Genomic DNA, 15,068 nt, shown 5'->3' with positions numbered 1-15,068 from the left:
CGCTTTATCACCAAATGGAGCAGGGTGAGTTCCCGTGGATCAAGATGCCCAGCCGCTCCACAGAAAATATTTGCTACAGCCCAGAGCTTCGCCAGTACATCTTAGGAGAGAGAAAAGTCAAGCGAAGCACTCGTAACATCCGTCACATCCGCCCCTTCACACAGCTAGTTTGGACAGCTTTCTTTGCCCATCAACTCTCAACTCAACGCAAAACCTCAACCCTCCGAGACGTTTACTATTCAGCCCAAGCCTACAATATGTCCTTCAAGGACCAATCAGAGTCAGACAACGTGATCACAGACTTGGAAACAGTAATAGGTCGCCCCAGAGAAGATTTCAATGTCTTCCCAGAAGAACGTTCAGCCATCTTCGGCGACCTAACAATCGAATACACCGTGCCAGGTTATGAAGGAAGACTGATGAATCTGACATCGCATCCAGACGGCCTAATGATAGGCCCAGCTTTGACATACAGTGAGTTCGTGAAAACCAGCGCAGACAAAGTAATTGCTATCGAGAAAGGCGGCCTATTCACAAGGTTTATCGAAGAAAACGTGCACAAAAAATACAATGCACTGCTTGTTTTAACCGCAGGGCAAGCTCCTCGATCTACTCGCCATTTCATTCGCAGACTCAACAAGGAGTTGGAATTACCGGTCTGCATTTTGACGGATGCAGACCCATGGGGGATGCACATTGCCATGGTTATAATTTCTGGTTCAGCCAACGCTGCACATCTTCGAGGCTTAACAACGGCTGACGCCAAATGGAGCGGTGTTTGGGCAACGGATATAACCGATTATAAGTTGCCAAGCGACCCCTTGACCGAAATCGACATGAAACGGCTTCACGAGTTGCACCGAGACCCACGCTACAAAGACGAGCTGTGGCAACGGGAAATAAAGACTTTCATGAAAATTCGGAAAAAAGCAGAGCTGGAAGCATTCAGTCGTTATGGCCTCACATACATTGTAGATGAGTATCTACCAGCTAAACTAGAGGCAATAAAATAAAAGAAGTACTTAAGAAGATTAAAATAAAACCTAGGCCATCATATGTAAACCTCAGTTACAAAGGTGTTTTGATTTGAGCAACAAAGGAGATCTAACAGGGTTCACAATTGCAGAGAAATTCTTTGCTCTAATAATAATTCTCATTGGATCAATAGTAATCTATATCACCACAATAAGTCCTAGTTTAATATACCCCATCTTGTTTACCGTAGGCGGTTTGGCTTTAATAGTTCTCGGAATTTTCATGATTCTTGCAAAAACCCAATAGTTATTGACTCACAACTCAACCGAATGCTTTCTTTCTGTAGAATGTCCAAAACTGAAGCAAAGCCGACAAAAGAAAACCACCACAATCTAGAAAGAGGCTGCAACCATCTAATGTTTGTCGCAATCTCCCTCTCAAACATGTCAATAAGTCAAAATCTTCGTATCCATATTGCCCAGCGCATCAGCAATCTTAACAGATTCGCATCTCCGCCCACAGGATTCACACTCCAGTTTAGAGACACACTGCCGATCCAAAAGATGAAAATGCCGCATATTAGGCTTTACCACCAAATCTGTAGGCTTCAGCTTCCTCACAACCACATAAGCCTCCAAAAGACTTCGTCTAGTGAAGTGAGCCGTGTCCAAACAAGCCGATATAGTTATTGTGGGTACCGTTGAGAATTCCCCCGACCACAAACCAGGACTCTTACTACTCAATCCTCATAGTCCGCCTTTTCTCATCCCCAACAGCTTTCTGAATCTTCGGAATCGTCACCTCAAGCACACCGTTCTTGTAGCTTGCAGTAGCCTTCTCGAGATCAACATTCCTGGTCGCTAAATCCACAGTCTTGGAGAAGTTCTTAGCTCTCACTTCAACAGACCCGCTGACTAGATTAAGCTGAATATCACTTTTCTCAACTCCAGGTAACTCCACGTAAATCTTGACCAGCTCCTTCTCCTCGAAAACATCTGTCAACGGCTCCCGATCTTCTTCCTTAGCATGCATTGGAAAATGTATTGGCGCGCCTCTGAGTTGAAATTGTCCCCGGGCAACATACCCTTTTACGCCAGGCATGTTAATTGGTTTAATGTCCCAATTGCCCTGAAGTTGTCTACTGCTAACAGCCTTTTCGAAATCCTGAATTTCCCTAAACATACGCTCCATCAACCGTTTATAGAAGCTGCTAATGTCCCGAAAAACTTCATCGTCTTCGTAATAGTCTACCATGACCTTTTTTTCACCTCCCTTCAACACTTTCAAACATATCTCGCAAACGCCTTAGTACGAAGCTAACCATGATAAAACTGGCTTCTCCAAATTCAGAGCAACGATACCTTCCGTCATCGCTTTTTTTAAGAAGCCCGCTTTCACTAAGTTTCCGTGTGCTTTCCCACACTAATTTAGGGTTAAGATTTAGATCGCGAATGAACTCGGCAAATCCCATCGTCAGATCTTCATCTTCTATCAAAAGCTCCATCATCCTCAACCTGTTTTTATGTGACAACGCGTCGAAGAGTTTAGAAAATTGTTGAAGATCTCGCTCTACGAATCCCAATTCATTTCTTGAAAATTCTTTTGACCACTCTTCCCTTGAAAGTGGGACTTCAAAGATGACATTATCGTCCTTAACCAACATTAACCTCAGCTTCGTTAAAGCACTAGGCATTTGGGTGGAGGGTTCAGCTGAGACAGACTGGACTTGATATTTGAATGGAAGACAGATTACTTCATCAAAGAATCTTTCGAGATCCTGTTTCTTTTCTGGACCACAGTAACCGCATGCTACAGCAACTTTGCGTTTTGAGCTCCATCCGACGGCGTCGACTCGGTAACTTTTGAACCAAAATTCTTCATATATTTCATCATCTGCGAAGCCTTTTTCCTTTAAGATTTTTTTGGCCTCCTTTGCCAAGTCCCTATGGGTTACCGTCATTTGTGCATTCCTCTACATGTCTTGTTACCGTTTGGTAATACATGCTTACCAAAAGGTAATATTTAAGCATTGTGAAAAACAACATCTATAAGAAAACAAACAATATTATATGGAGGATGAACAACATGCCCCTCCATGAAGCCATGATGTACGAGAAACTGCCCAAAAACAAAGTGCACTGTTACCTATGTGCACGCCACTGCAAAATAACCGAAGGCCAAACAGGATTCTGCCTAGTTCGAAAAAACGAGAAAGGCACACTACACACTCTAAACTACGCCAAAGCCTGCTCTGCATGCGTCGACCCAATAACCAAAAAACCTCTTGCTCATTTTCATCCAGGTGCACTAGTCATGTCAATAGCCACAGTAGGCTGCAACTTCCGCTGTCGATTCTGTGATAACTGGATGATAAGCCAAGAAAAAGATATCACTGGACACCACTTTCTGCCAGAAGAAGTAGTGAAGGCTACTCGAGATAATGGCTGTCAAGGAATAAGCTACACATACACCGAGCCTACAATATTTTTCGAGTACGCCTATGATATTGCGAAAATAGCTCATGGTGTGGGCTTCTTCAACACCTTCGTGACAAATGGTTACATGACTCCGGAAGCGGTGAAAACTATTGCTCCTTACTTGGACGCAGCAACAGTAGATTTTAAAGGAGCAGCAGATCCGGAATTTTACAAGAAGTTTTCGTCAGTGCCCTCCGTAAAACCCATTTTCGAGTCATTGACAGAAATGAAGCGAAATGACATCCACATTGAAATCACCAACCTTATAGTGCCTAAAATTGGAGACTCGATGGATAGACTTGAGGAGTTGGCTGTTTGGGTCCGCGACAATTTAGGTGAAGATACACCGTTTCATCTTTTGAGGTTCCATCCAAACTATAAGATGACTGGGCAAACAGCGACTTCGGTGACGGTTTTGGAAGAAGCGTATGTTGTGGCTCGAAAGGAAGTTGGCTTGAACTATGTTTATATGGGAAATGTGCCGGGGCATCGTTTTGAAAACACTTACTGTTCTAACTGTAATGAGTTGTTGATAAAACGTTTTAGCTTCGAGATAGTGAAATGGAACCTAACTAAGGACATGTGTTGTCCAGCATGTGGATACAGCATACCAATAAAAGGAGAGCTACATGGAACCAGAGTTGCTTACCCATATGCCTTGTTCTAAAAACTTTGGGACGAATATGTCGATTATTGTAAGGAATTTTGAACGTATGGATTCTGGAGAACTAAGGCGGTTGAAAACACTTTTTGAGCAAGAACTCCAGTGGTCTCCACCTGAGACATTCATTGATGAATTTAGCAAAGTTGTTGCTGGGATATCAAAAAGGATCCTGAACTTGTAAAACTAGCGGTTGGTGATGGCGGGGTAGTAGGCTACTGCATTGCAGCTAAGGATTTATATTCATATGAGGGTGTTGTGCTCGACGTTACGATAGATTCTGCCTATATTTGGGACATGTATGTTTTGAAGGAATTCCGTCACAAAGGCATAGGTAGGCGACTTTTAAATAATGTGGTACAACATTTGAAAAATGTCGGGAAGAAGAACGTGTTTCTGATAGTCAATGTATGGAACGATGACGGAAAGAAGTTTTACGAAGCAAATGGTTTTAAAACATGGGGCTTCTTTTTAAGAAGGCAGATATAGAAGTTTTTCAGCGTCTGTTGGCTTTGAAATTACTTGGTTTCCCATAAGCTTAGCAATCACCTTCGCTTTCGCTTCTGCCCTATCTATTTTCTCGGCTCTTTCAAACAACGACTTTGGCATCCAGCGCTCTATCAGATCATATGTGTAAGTCATTCTCGGTGCTTTCTCTATACCAACGATTGCAATGGCAAAAGTTAGCTTCAACTCATCAACAGCTTTCGTGAACTTAGACTTCTTTTCCTTTCTCCAGAAACCGAGACTTTTTCGCAAAACAGTAGTCGAAGCTGAACCGTGCGTTTCTAGAAAATTGAGTGTTTTCTTGGCGAGGTCGCTCAAGTTATCTCTTCTACAAAGCCTGTAAAGTGAAGGAAACAACTCTAATGAAACCAGTGAAACCTGTTTACGAACAAGCTTTCCATAATGAATCAATTTCTCCATAGCTAAATCGTCTGCCCACCCCCACGCCTTGTCAAACTTCCCTTGCCGATTCCCTTTCGTGGCGCTGTAAGACTGGGAAATGTTTTACCTTTTATGGGAAATAGCGTGACAATTCCGTATTTGTTGATGAACCCCAACGCCTCTTCTCGCGAGTTTATGACATTTTCCGGTATCGAATCTACATCCCCCATTTTTTGTTAAAGCCATCCCAACCATATAAATTGACGTTTAGCACTACTTTTCTTTGATGGTCAACATATGTGGACAATTCTAAGACCAGATGCAACGGCTGTGTTAAAAGATAAGAATGCTCGTGCAAGCTTGGCTAGATACTTTGATGTCATGCAAAACGACAAAGCAGCCAAATTCATCATTGCCCGAAAACTCGCCGCCCACTTTAAAGATGACTCTACGGCAAAGCTATGGAAAATGCACAGCCAACTGCTGAAGGAATTTCGTCAACTTGAGAAGAAACTCGACAGCCGCCTAATAAGCTTGGAAGAATTAGAAACGCCCCCACAATCTTTCTTGGACTTGAAAATTGAAATCGCAAACCGCATTTTAGAAAGCTGCCACTTCTGCACTAGACGATGCGGCGTGAACAGAAAGGAAAGTAAGTTGGGCTACTGCAAGTGCGGCACCCAAATCACAGTCTCCACAATGTTTGAGCACATGGGCGAAGAACCAGAACTCGTGCCCTCTGGAACAATATTTACCCTTGGCTGCACGATGCGTTGTAGCCACTGTCAAAACTGGACCATATCGCAATGGGTGGAACCCGGAGAAACCTATTCTCCTAAACGCCTTGCGAGAGCGGTAGAGCACTTGCGTAATAACGGTTGCAGAAACGCCAACCTGGTAGGCGGCGACCCCACGCCATGGCTTGCTCAATGGCTTGAAACTTTCAAACATGTTAACGTCAATGTGCCGGTTGTCTGGAACTCCAACTCTTATTACAGTGAAGAAACAGCCAAACTTCTAGCAGGATTCGCGGACGTTTATCTTCTCGACTTCAAGTATGGAACTAACGAGTGTGCCAAACATATATCTAATGCCCCAGACTATTGGGAAGCTTGCACTCGCAATCATAAGTATGGAAAAGAACACGGCGAACTCCTCATCCGACTCCTAGTCTTACCCGGCCATCTAGACTGTTGCTTCAGTGAGATTTTAAGATGGATAATTAAAAGCCTTGGATCCACAACACGAACAAATGTTATGTTTCAATATAGACCTGAATGGCGTGCGCATGAAATTCCTGAGCTACGAAGAGGCTTAACAGAAGCTGAAAGGAAAAAAGCTGTCCAACTTGCTAGGAAGGCAGGGTTAACTAATTTTATAACTTGATGTGTTTTCGTGGACAATTAACCAAAAGCTATTTCTCTTTGAATTAGTCTTCTATGTCAAAGGAAGAAAAGTAGATGCCCTATTGCCCAGAATGTGGCGGCGAAATGCAATACATTTCCATGACAAAACGCTATGCGTGCAAGAGTTGTGGGCTCTCAGTTACTCATCAGGAGTTGATTGAGCTTAGACAGCAATTGCGACCAAGGTTCCAGTCGGATAGCGAAGAGCGCAAAAAAGCGCATAAAGAGTACTTGAAATGGTGGCTCGGTAAGAAGAAATAAAAACAAAGGTATGTGTAGCGTTTAATCTTTAGCCTAGACAATTGACTTTTATTTTCTTACTGTAATTATAGCTTCCACACACCCCTGACTTACGGAGTGAAGCTAAGAAAATGGCTACATATGTAGAAATTGTCTCTATAGGAAATGAACTATTAATTGGAAAAACACTAAACACAAACGCTCAATGGTTGGCGAAAAGAATAACATCCCTCGGACTTTCTGTCAGTCGAATAACTGTTATTGCTGATGAGGTCAAAACAATCGCGGGAACTTTGAGAGAAGCAGTTCGTCGAAATCCGAATTTTATAATCACAACTGGGGGGTTAGGACCTACATTTGACGATAAGACGCAAGAAGGGATCGCTGAAGCCTTTTGCTCTCAACTCGAAATAAACGAGAAAGCGTTGGAGATGGTTAAAGGAAAATATGTCGAGTATGCAGAGGAGATGGGTCACGAAACGTTCGAGTTGACCCCGGCAAGAGTTAAAATGGCGAAAATCCCCAAAATGGCAGAGCCTCTACCAAATCCTATGGGCACTGCGCCAGCAATAGCCATTAGAAACAACAGTGTTACTGTTTTTGCGTTGCCTGGAATTCCCTCGGAAATGAGGGCCATTTTTGAAAACTCCCTTTTGCCTATTCTTGAAGATGCGGCAGGTAACCTGACGTTTTTTGAAACAAGTCTATACGTCGTAGGGGTTTTGGAGTCGGAGATGGCACCTTTAATAGATCATGTTATGCATGATAATCCTTACATTTATATCAAGTCTCATCCCATGGGTGCCGAGAAAAAGCCAAAAATAGAGTTGCATCTCTCTACTATGGCAGAAGACGCTGAGACAGCAAAGAAGCGAGTTGACAGAGCGTTAATACAGCTTTTAGAAATGGTTAAAGCAAAAAGTGGAAAATCCAAAATCGCTAAGCCAAAAAAATTTTGATGCTTTGCTAGATAGAAAAGGCTTTTGTTTCTCAAGTACTATTTTCTTCTTGGTTGCGATGAGGGAGCAGGCTAGATTCTGACTCAAAGATGATTGCAGACCCGGATTCCTGAAGCACCCATTTCCAAAAGAAAGGAAATAAGTAGGAACGTAGTTTCTAGGCTGATTATGTGTAGGTGAATTCTGTGTTCGTTGTGTTTGTTATAGGCACGGCAGGGTCAGGCAAAAGTCTTCTTACCTCAGCTTTCTCGGAATGGCTAAACATGGCAAAACAAGATGTAGCAACCATAAACTTAGACCCAGGCGTGGTGGCATTACCATACACTCCTGACTTGGACATAAGAGACTACGTGAATATCGCGAGTTTAATGGAAGAGTATTGTTTAGGACCAAATGGAGCTTTGATTTTGGCTGCTGACCTCATTGCAGAGAAAATGGAAACGTTGAGTAGAGAGACTGAAGAGCTTAACGCAGATTTGGTTTTAGTTGACACGCCGGGGCAGATGGAGCTTTTTGCTTTCAGAGCCAGTGGACAATACATTGCAGAAGAACTAACTAAAGAACCAAAAGCCATAGTTTATCTTTTCGATCCGGTGTTTTCGCTTAGCTCAATAAACTATGTTTCAAACCTCTTCCTCTCAGCTGCAGTTTACAACCGTTTCCTAATGCCCCAAGTTCACGTGCTGTCAAAAAGTGACCTTCTGCCGCAAGAAAAAGTTGACAGCATTGTAGATTGGTCCTCGAATCCAAAGATGCTAGAAATGAATATTGAAGAGAAATTAAAAGGTACTCAGCGTCTGTTAAGCCGTGACATAATGCACGCGATTTACAGGTTGGGGCTTCGCTTTCCTTTGATTCCTGTTTCAGCAAAAACCAATGATGGAATGACAAACTTAAATGCAATGTTGGAACGCATCTTCGCTGGTGGGGACAAATTTACCCACTAGGGACATTGTGGTTGTTTAGGATGCTCAACGCCGCCGCTAGAGCACCGTACTCAGCTTTCTCCAAAGTATCTGCACTGCCAATAATAATGGCGTCATCCTCTTCAGGTTCTAACGAGCCCATGAGCTTTCTATAAATATTCGGAAAATCTTCAGCAACTCCACGGTACTCTGGAGGAACCATCAGTTTACCACCTTTTAAGACAAGAGTTGTCGCTCCCTTTGCACCCATCAAAAGAGCAGCGTCTCGTTGTTTCATCCCAAGCTTAACCTTGCTACCGCATCCTTTAACTAATACGGCAACGTTGAACGCTGCAAGTGTCAACCCGCTTCTATCCAAGAAAACTTTTCGAGGAAAGATTGCGTACAAAGCGTTCCACAACTTTTCACCTCTTTTTGAGAAAATGCAACCCGTCCGATCTACCTTGATTAGGCCATAATTTTTCAACCGTTGAATTAATGTTCGTGTTGCCCCTTCACCTAAAGCTAGCTCTTTTGAAAGCTTATTTCTGCCAATAGGTCTTTTCGAAATCAGCTCAAGCGCTTTGACAACATGAACTACCGAAAAGGAAGGTCTAGGGCCAGGCGCCTTCTCGCTGGTTAGCTCTTTCAAAAGGCGTTTCAAACATGTAGCCTCCTTGCAGTAAGTTACTTATAGGGTTAATTTCTATTTTTCTCAAAACTTGACGTATGGAAGACAACAAAAACTTAAAGAATGTCAAGTTTGGCTTTAATTGTGAAACCAACGGGCCCGTAGCTCAGCAAGGATAGCGCACCAAGCGTCCAAAGCACCGGGCTTTTAACCCGGGGGTCTCGGGTTCAATTCCCGACGGGCTCGCCACCGTCCATATACGTGCTCTACAACAGATATTGTTCACCTCGACATATTTTCCATATGAAACATAATTGATAGACAAAGTTGTGAAGAATAACAATGGAGAAAATCGTTGAGAAAAAAGAAGAAAACAGCAGAGCCATCTTCGGAAAATTATATGATTTTTCATGCCTTAGTTGACGTGATGAAAGAAAAAGAAGGGAAAAACCAACATCTCTGCTTCACCGTCTGAACCTTCGCAAATAAACTTCATAATGCCTACGAAATAGTTCTCCTTTTAATATTCACTGCTTTTTAGCTATCAAAGATATGCAAAAAGAACCACAAAAATGATTTGGTTGATCATTACCAAGAGGAGGTTAGGAGGGATAGGAAACCTTCCTCTCAGCTCTTTAACGCCTTCTCCTTTCTCCTATGTGGGCGTTCAAGCAATGGTATATGGTCCAGAGTAATAAATGGGTTACTACGCAGATGGTAATATATCTTAACCGAATTATCTCGAAGTTTTGAGCATTTCAACGACGGAACTTCGCTTTTACGATGCTTCAACAGTGTTTTTATTGATGAAGTATGTTTGAAAATATGGCTGTCTCCGCGGTACAGTTGCTTATCATCATGTTTTGGGCAGTAATCGTTTTTATGGTGATTTGGGGTGCCTTGTGGCTGCGCGCGCTGCGACATGTCAAGAAAGAATGATAAGGTTTGCATCACTCTAAGAAACTGGAGGACTATTCTTTTTAAATAGGTGCCCAGATTAAGCTTCCATGCCTTAATGTTAAATTATCCCTTTCTGGGCAAGTTTTTCAAGAGACAAGTTACTGTTTCCTCTTTTTAGATACTAACTTTACCATGAAGTGGCAATATAATGGTTTTTGCATCGAGGGTTGGAGGACACATTGCCTTTCACTCAAAGGAAATGGTCTTTCGCCACAATGGCACTATCTATGATCTTCACGTTAAAGGTGAAGGTGAGAGAGAGAACATGCCTTCAGCAGCGAACGATCCTTTCGATTGCTGATTCAAGGATTGAGAATAGTTACAATGGAGTTGAGGAGGCGATAGAACGAGTTGTCACATCCATCAGAAATACTTACGGGTATTCTTCTCTAACCTTTCTTCTGTCCGACGGAGCTAAACTTTGTGCATATAGAAATTATTCACAAGTGAAAAGTGAGGACTGTTACGGTTTATTTATACAAATGCTCAGACGGTGCTGTTTACCCAAGAGCTAATATGGGAAAGGAGCGTACAATTGTCTCCAACAGGTGCTTAGTTGTCGTGGACAAAAATTTGAGACCAAATGCATCGAGATCGCCTATGAAAAATTTAAGTAGAAGCCTTTTTTCTTTTAGGAATAGGTGCCCTGGTAGTATAGTCCGGTCTAGTATAGGCGGCTGTCGCCCGCCCGACCCGGGTTCAAGTCCCGGCCAGGGCGCCAAAACCTCTAGTATTGAAAGACATATGGGGTTTTGGCGATAATTTGCTTAGGAGGTACACGTAAGCCATATATTGTCGAAGTAGATATTCCGTCTGCGGCGATTAGTATGGCGAAAATGCCAGACACATTGAAGTCTAATTATGACAAACTAATGGCAAAGGCTAAAGAGTTAACAATTCTTCAAACGATTGAGTCAATCGTCCATTGGGACATGGAGACGAAGATGCCCCCGAAAGCTATCAATCTGCGAAGTCAGCAATTAGCCATGCTCAGTCAAATTGAACACAGAAAGAGTACGGACCCTGAAATTGAAACCTTACTATCAAGAATTGAAAAGCATCAAGACTATCAAAGCTTAAACGAGTTGCAGAAAAGAAACGTGTATCTAATCAGGAAGTTCTACGATGAACAGACCAAACTTCCAGAAGAACTCGTTGTAGAGACCGCAAAACAACAAGCCATCACCATCGATGTTTGGAAGAAGGCAAAAGTTGCTAAAGACTTCTCCATGTTCAAGCCGGAACTTGAGAAGCTTCTTGAGCTAAGAAAGAAAGCCGCAGCAATCCTTATGCAAGTAAAAGCTACCAAAACACCTTACGATGCCCTCATAGACATATTTGAGCCTAAAATGACCGCTGGGATGATTGCCCAAGTTTTTGGAGAGCTGAAGGAAGGGCTGGTCTCGATTTTAAATAAATGTTTAAGTGCACCGAAGCAACCCGACACGTCATTCCTAAAGCGCAAAGTTCCTTTGGACGTTCAATACAAGATTTCTAACGAACTCGTCAGGTTCATTGGATATGACGTGGAGTCTCCAAAAGCCGGAGGTAGAATAGATGAGACCGAGCACCCCTTTACTACGGGTTATTACGATGACGTGCGGATCACAACTCACTACTATGAAGATAATATAGTGTCCTCTCTGTTTTCTGTATTGCACGAGGGCGGTCACGCCATTTACGAACAGAACTTGAAGCCAGAATGGATTTATCAGCCAGTAGGTACTGGTTGTTCTCTAGGATTCCACGAGTCTCAGTCACGGTTCGTGGAAAACATAGTTGGACGATCACGCGAATTCTGGATCTACTTTTTCCCAAAACTTAAAGAACTCACAGATAACACTTTTTCCGATGTAGCTTTGGACGATTTCGTTCGAGCTATAAACCGAGTTAGGCCTTCAAAGATTCGTGTTGAGGCAGACGAAGTTACTTACTGTCTTCATGTAATTATCCGTTTTGAGATTGAACGTGAATTGATAGCAGACAAAATCACTGTAGCTGACCTTCCTGAGGTTTGGAACCAAAAATACAAAGAGTATCTAGGTATGGATATAGAAAACGACTCCGAAGGCGTCATGCAAGACATACACTGGGCCAGTGGCTACTTCGGCTATTTCCCAACCTACGCGCTAGGCAACATATATAGTGGACAACTCCTCATCATTCTGGAGAAAACCATGCCCAACTGGAGAGACCAAATTGCAAAAGGCAACTTTCACGACGTTAAAAAGTGGCTAACAGAGAACGTTCACTACTACGGAAACCTTTATGACCCAACAGCCCTCATCAAAAAAATCACTGGCGAGCAAATAAACGTCAAACCCTACTTCGAATATCTAAACAAGAAATACTCACGGATCTACGAATACTAGGTAGAGAGGCACAAACCAGAGCATAACCCATCAGAGGCCTATTTACACTCAAACAAACTCTAGAGAAATCTATAAGTGACACACACTGCTCAGAATAATTCTCACTGACCATCCATTAGGACCCAAGCAAATGGTCTCGTCTAAGCACAGAACACACGTGCAATAGTCGTTAAATACTTGTTCTTTCATAGGAAACTTGAAGAACTTCAGAAAAAGAAGTTGGGTATAGCACATCATGGAAATCGACGAAGACCATTTCAAAAAGATGTTTCCAAATCTCACAAAAGAAGTGAATGTTGGTAAACAGAAGGTTACAATTAACTCTGTACGCTCTGACCGAAAAGCCGCTGAGAAAACAGCAGCAGCACAGAAAAACCTTTCCAACTACAACCCAGACATAATCGATTTCCTCCGCCGATGCGACACCAAACAACAAGCAGAAGAAATAATCACCTACATGGAAAACCGCGGCGAAATACCTCACAACCACGCCCAAAAACTACGACAACAACTTCGAAAAAAAGGCGTTCGAAGCTTCGGACCTAAAAAAGAAGAAGGATACTACTTTAAAGTAAGCAATAGTCCTTTCTCAAAAATAAACAAAACCATTGTGAAAAACCATTTTCCTTAAGAAACCAAAAGGCATAGACTGGTAAAAAGCAGTGGCCAGCTCTTTTAAAAAACGAGACAAATGGCACATGCTCAAATTAGGCGCAGAATTTGACCGCACATCAGTCCCCATATACGAAGCAGCTGCCCGCGGAAAATGCATACCATTACTCAAGACACTTTACACAAGCAACTGTCAAAACAACTGCGCATACTGCCTATTCCGTGCACAAAGAAAATGCACAAGAATTACATGGAACCCTCAAAAACTCGCCAATGTCACCATGCATTTGTGGAAAGAAAGAAAAATCCGTGGTCTCTTTCTCACAAGCTCCATAATCAAAGACCCTGACTATATAACCGAAAAACAGGTAGAACCCCTTCAAACCCTCAGAAGCAAAGGATACACAGGTTATATCCACATGAGAATCATGCCTGGCGCGAGCAAGCATCTCATAAAACAAGCTGCAGAACTTTCGGACCGCATCGGCATTAACCTTGAAGCTTCAAACAAGCAAATCTTCAGTGAAATATGCGCAGATAAGGGCGGCTTCAAAGAAGCAGTTTTGAAACGTATGGAGTGAATAGTTGCAGAAGCAAAAAGCGCAAGAACAAAAACCTACATGCCAGTCTGCGGCTGCGTGAAATCTGGTGTCGACACCCAGATGATTGGCAACACAGTGGACGACAATGATTGGCAATACATTCAAGCTACAGAATGGCTATACGAAAGAATGGAGCTAAAGAGAGTTGTTACAGCGACTTTGAACCAGTTCCTCAAACACCGCTAGAAAAACGGGATTTTTGCCCTCCTTCAAGAGAACATCGCTTATATCAAATCTCTTTTCTAATAAGGAACTATAAGTTCAAGGCTAATGATTTTGCTCCAATAGTAAACGATAAGGGTTTCTTGCCAAACACTGACCCAAAATTAGCAATTGCAAAAGCAAACTTAGACATGTTCCCCATAGACCTAAACACAGCAAGCTATAGCGAAATAGTAAGAATACCTTACATTGGGCCTAAAACTGCCAAGAGGATAATTCAATCAAGAAGAGACATTAAAATTCGTTTTTCATCAAACCTAGAACGAATCATTGGTGCAAACCTTACCAAGCGCATAAACTGCTACGTAGACTTAAAAGATAAAAGATTAACAGATTTTCTAAAGACTAAATAAAGGAAAGTAAATAAGGATAATCCGTAATAAATACGGAAGACTAATCCAAGAGGCACCCAACTTGAAAAAAGCAACGCTGTTCCTGCTAATATTCATCCTCCCAGTCGCCTCAATTACCTTACTCGTTCCGCATAACACGTATGCAACTTCGCCTTCGCAAATCCAAGTCGACAAGATAGACCACATAGTAGAACCTATCTATGGAGGGTATCTCCTCATCAACGACACAGTAAAAATATCTCCAGTAACTGAAAATGCCACGGTAGAAAACTTCTCAATAGGATTCCCACTAGAATACAGAGCAAACCTTCATTATTCTATGGCTTACAATGCTACAAACTTCGATGATCGGTTGGATGTAACCTTAAACACAGGTTTGGGAGTAATAGGCTATTACGGTGTAACTATAGCTTTTCCCAATAAAGTGCGCGACCTGCTTTACAATGGACAACCTTACACTTTTACAGTAGTATTCGCATTTTCAAATCTCATTGATTCCTCAACAAAAGTCGTGAATGCAACCACGAAATATGTATTCACAGCCGATTTTCCTGTATATCCAAGCCTTGCTCAAAATGCTTCAACATGCAATGTCAATGTCGTCTTGCCTAAAAACACAGAATACGAGCCCAACGACTTTCCTTTCAACTCTACTGAAGACGATGAACGTTACTATTTGAATTACACAAGAACCCCGCTTCCAGAACTTACACGGATGTCCACAAAGGTCAGTTTTACCTCTGAAAATAAAGATAGTTTTGCTTGTTTTTCAGTAAAGAAACTAAGTCAAGAAATAACGATAGAT

Annotated in this window: 17 protein-coding genes and 2 tRNA genes; 14 read left to right on the top strand and 5 right to left on the bottom strand. The window is 42.3% G+C overall.

From position 1 onward, the window contains the following. The first annotated feature begins 14 nt into the window (after positions 1–14). Together KAU88_01330 and KAU88_01325 are read left to right on the top strand one after the other, a co-directional pair. Positions 15–1,013 (top strand): DNA topoisomerase IV subunit A, encoded by a 999-nt coding sequence (locus tag KAU88_01330; protein MCK4477156.1) that lies wholly within the window; start codon positions 15–17, stop codon positions 1,011–1,013. A 73-nt stretch (positions 1,014–1,086) separates the two neighbouring features. After that, complete coding sequence (locus KAU88_01325) at positions 1,087–1,281, top strand: hypothetical protein (protein ID MCK4477155.1); 195 nt, start codon at positions 1,087–1,089, stop codon at positions 1,279–1,281. Between the two features lie 140 nt (positions 1,282–1,421). Here the strand turns inward: KAU88_01325 and KAU88_01320 are convergent, their stop codons facing one another. From KAU88_01320 to KAU88_01310, 3 genes are read right to left on the bottom strand one after another with little or no spacing between them, the layout of a single operon-like run. Then, positions 1,422–1,718: a hypothetical protein gene (locus KAU88_01320; protein ID MCK4477154.1), complete on the bottom strand. Its 297-nt coding sequence runs from the start codon at positions 1,716–1,718 to the stop codon at positions 1,422–1,424. Then, positions 1,711–2,229, bottom strand: a complete 519-nt coding sequence (locus tag KAU88_01315; GenBank protein MCK4477153.1) for an Hsp20/alpha crystallin family protein — start codon at positions 2,227–2,229, stop codon at positions 1,711–1,713. Before KAU88_01315 ends, KAU88_01320 begins: the two co-directional genes overlap by 8 nt. A 10-nt stretch (positions 2,230–2,239) precedes the next feature. After that, the gene (locus tag KAU88_01310) at positions 2,240–2,935 is read right to left on the bottom strand and encodes a winged helix-turn-helix transcriptional regulator (GenBank protein ID MCK4477152.1); all 696 of its coding nucleotides are present in this window, start codon (positions 2,933–2,935) and stop codon (positions 2,240–2,242) included. Positions 2,936–3,051: 116 nt separating this feature from the next. Here KAU88_01310 and amrS point away from each other — a divergent pair, with 116 nt between their 5' ends. Next, the gene (gene amrS / locus KAU88_01305) at positions 3,052–4,119 is read left to right on the top strand and encodes an AmmeMemoRadiSam system radical SAM enzyme (protein MCK4477151.1); all 1,068 of its coding nucleotides are present in this window, start codon (positions 3,052–3,054) and stop codon (positions 4,117–4,119) included. 153 nt (positions 4,120–4,272) lie between these two features. Beyond that, the gene (locus KAU88_01300) at positions 4,273–4,602 is read left to right on the top strand and encodes a GNAT family N-acetyltransferase (protein ID MCK4477150.1); all 330 of its coding nucleotides are present in this window, start codon (positions 4,273–4,275) and stop codon (positions 4,600–4,602) included. On the opposite strand, the gene KAU88_01295 is transcribed toward KAU88_01300, so the two are convergent. Beyond that, a complete protein-coding gene (locus tag KAU88_01295; protein MCK4477149.1) occupies positions 4,585–5,040 on the bottom strand; it encodes a hypothetical protein in 456 nt (151 codons plus the stop codon). The genes KAU88_01300 and KAU88_01295 overlap by 18 nt on opposite strands. Before the next feature lie 258 nt (positions 5,041–5,298). Between KAU88_01295 and KAU88_01290 the strand changes: the two genes are divergently transcribed. The 3 genes from KAU88_01290 to KAU88_01280 all read left to right on the top strand — a co-directional run bounded on the left by KAU88_01290 (position 5,299) and on the right by KAU88_01280 (position 8,553). Next, positions 5,299–6,387, top strand: a complete 1,089-nt coding sequence (locus tag KAU88_01290) for a radical SAM protein (GenBank protein MCK4477148.1) — start codon at positions 5,299–5,301, stop codon at positions 6,385–6,387. Positions 6,388–6,778: 391 nt separating this feature from the next. Next, positions 6,779–7,606 (top strand): nicotinamide mononucleotide deamidase-related protein, encoded by an 828-nt coding sequence (locus KAU88_01285; GenBank protein ID MCK4477147.1) that lies wholly within the window; start codon positions 6,779–6,781, stop codon positions 7,604–7,606. Between the two features lie 185 nt (positions 7,607–7,791). Further along, complete coding sequence (locus KAU88_01280; protein ID MCK4477146.1) at positions 7,792–8,553, top strand: ATP/GTP-binding protein; 762 nt, start codon at positions 7,792–7,794, stop codon at positions 8,551–8,553. Here the strand turns inward: KAU88_01280 and KAU88_01275 are convergent. Continuing rightward, positions 8,543–9,175: a hypothetical protein gene (locus KAU88_01275; protein ID MCK4477145.1), complete on the bottom strand. Its 633-nt coding sequence runs from the start codon at positions 9,173–9,175 to the stop codon at positions 8,543–8,545. The genes KAU88_01280 and KAU88_01275 overlap by 11 nt on opposite strands. Positions 9,176–9,297: 122 nt before the next feature. Between KAU88_01275 and KAU88_01270 the strand changes: the two genes are divergently transcribed. The 7 genes from KAU88_01270 to KAU88_01240 form a co-directional block, all read left to right on the top strand. After that, positions 9,298–9,391 (top strand) — tRNA-Lys (locus tag KAU88_01270). 1,354 nt (positions 9,392–10,745) lie between these two features. Beyond that, positions 10,746–10,823: transfer RNA gene (locus KAU88_01265), tRNA-Asp, on the top strand. A gap of 31 nt (positions 10,824–10,854) precedes the next feature. Then, a complete protein-coding gene (locus KAU88_01260; GenBank protein MCK4477144.1) occupies positions 10,855–12,474 on the top strand; it encodes a carboxypeptidase M32 in 1,620 nt (539 codons plus the stop codon). A 235-nt stretch (positions 12,475–12,709) separates the two neighbouring features. Continuing rightward, the gene (locus tag KAU88_01255) at positions 12,710–13,105 is read left to right on the top strand and encodes a DUF2095 family protein (protein ID MCK4477143.1); all 396 of its coding nucleotides are present in this window, start codon (positions 12,710–12,712) and stop codon (positions 13,103–13,105) included. 31 nt (positions 13,106–13,136) lie between these two features. Next, positions 13,137–13,667 carry a hypothetical protein gene (locus tag KAU88_01250; GenBank protein ID MCK4477142.1) on the top strand — a complete coding sequence of 177 codons (531 nt, stop codon included), beginning with the start codon at positions 13,137–13,139 and terminating at the stop codon, positions 13,665–13,667. A gap of 110 nt (positions 13,668–13,777) precedes the next feature. Next, complete coding sequence (locus KAU88_01245; GenBank protein ID MCK4477141.1) at positions 13,778–14,263, top strand: helix-hairpin-helix domain-containing protein; 486 nt, start codon at positions 13,778–13,780, stop codon at positions 14,261–14,263. A gap of 61 nt (positions 14,264–14,324) precedes the next feature. Then, on the top strand, positions 14,325–15,068 hold a 744-nt coding region (locus tag KAU88_01240), incomplete at its 3' end, for a hypothetical protein (protein ID MCK4477140.1).

It is taken from the genome of Candidatus Bathyarchaeota archaeon (assembly GCA_023131225.1).
In the GTDB taxonomy this organism is placed as follows: domain Archaea; phylum Thermoproteota; class Bathyarchaeia; order Bathyarchaeales; family SOJC01; genus JAGLZW01.
The sequence above is the reverse complement of the archived record's forward strand: the minus strand, read 5'-3'. Positions and strand labels throughout refer to the sequence as shown.

Coding starts and splice junctions, on each gene's coding strand:
- KAU88_01290 (MCK4477148.1), top strand. CDS start 5,299: ATGTGGACAATTCTAAGACCAGATGCAACGGCTGTGTTAAAAGATAAG.
- KAU88_01295 (MCK4477149.1), bottom strand. CDS start 5,040: ATGGAGAAATTGATTCATTATGGAAAGCTTGTTCGTAAACAGGTTTCA.
- KAU88_01330 (MCK4477156.1), top strand. CDS start 15: ATGGAGCAGGGTGAGTTCCCGTGGATCAAGATGCCCAGCCGCTCCACA.
- KAU88_01285 (MCK4477147.1), top strand. CDS start 6,779: ATGGCTACATATGTAGAAATTGTCTCTATAGGAAATGAACTATTAATT.
- KAU88_01315 (MCK4477153.1), bottom strand. CDS start 2,229: ATGGTAGACTATTACGAAGACGATGAAGTTTTTCGGGACATTAGCAGC.
- amrS (MCK4477151.1), top strand. CDS start 3,052: ATGAACAACATGCCCCTCCATGAAGCCATGATGTACGAGAAACTGCCC.
- KAU88_01310 (MCK4477152.1), bottom strand. CDS start 2,935: ATGACGGTAACCCATAGGGACTTGGCAAAGGAGGCCAAAAAAATCTTA.
- KAU88_01255 (MCK4477143.1), top strand. CDS start 12,710: ATGGAAATCGACGAAGACCATTTCAAAAAGATGTTTCCAAATCTCACA.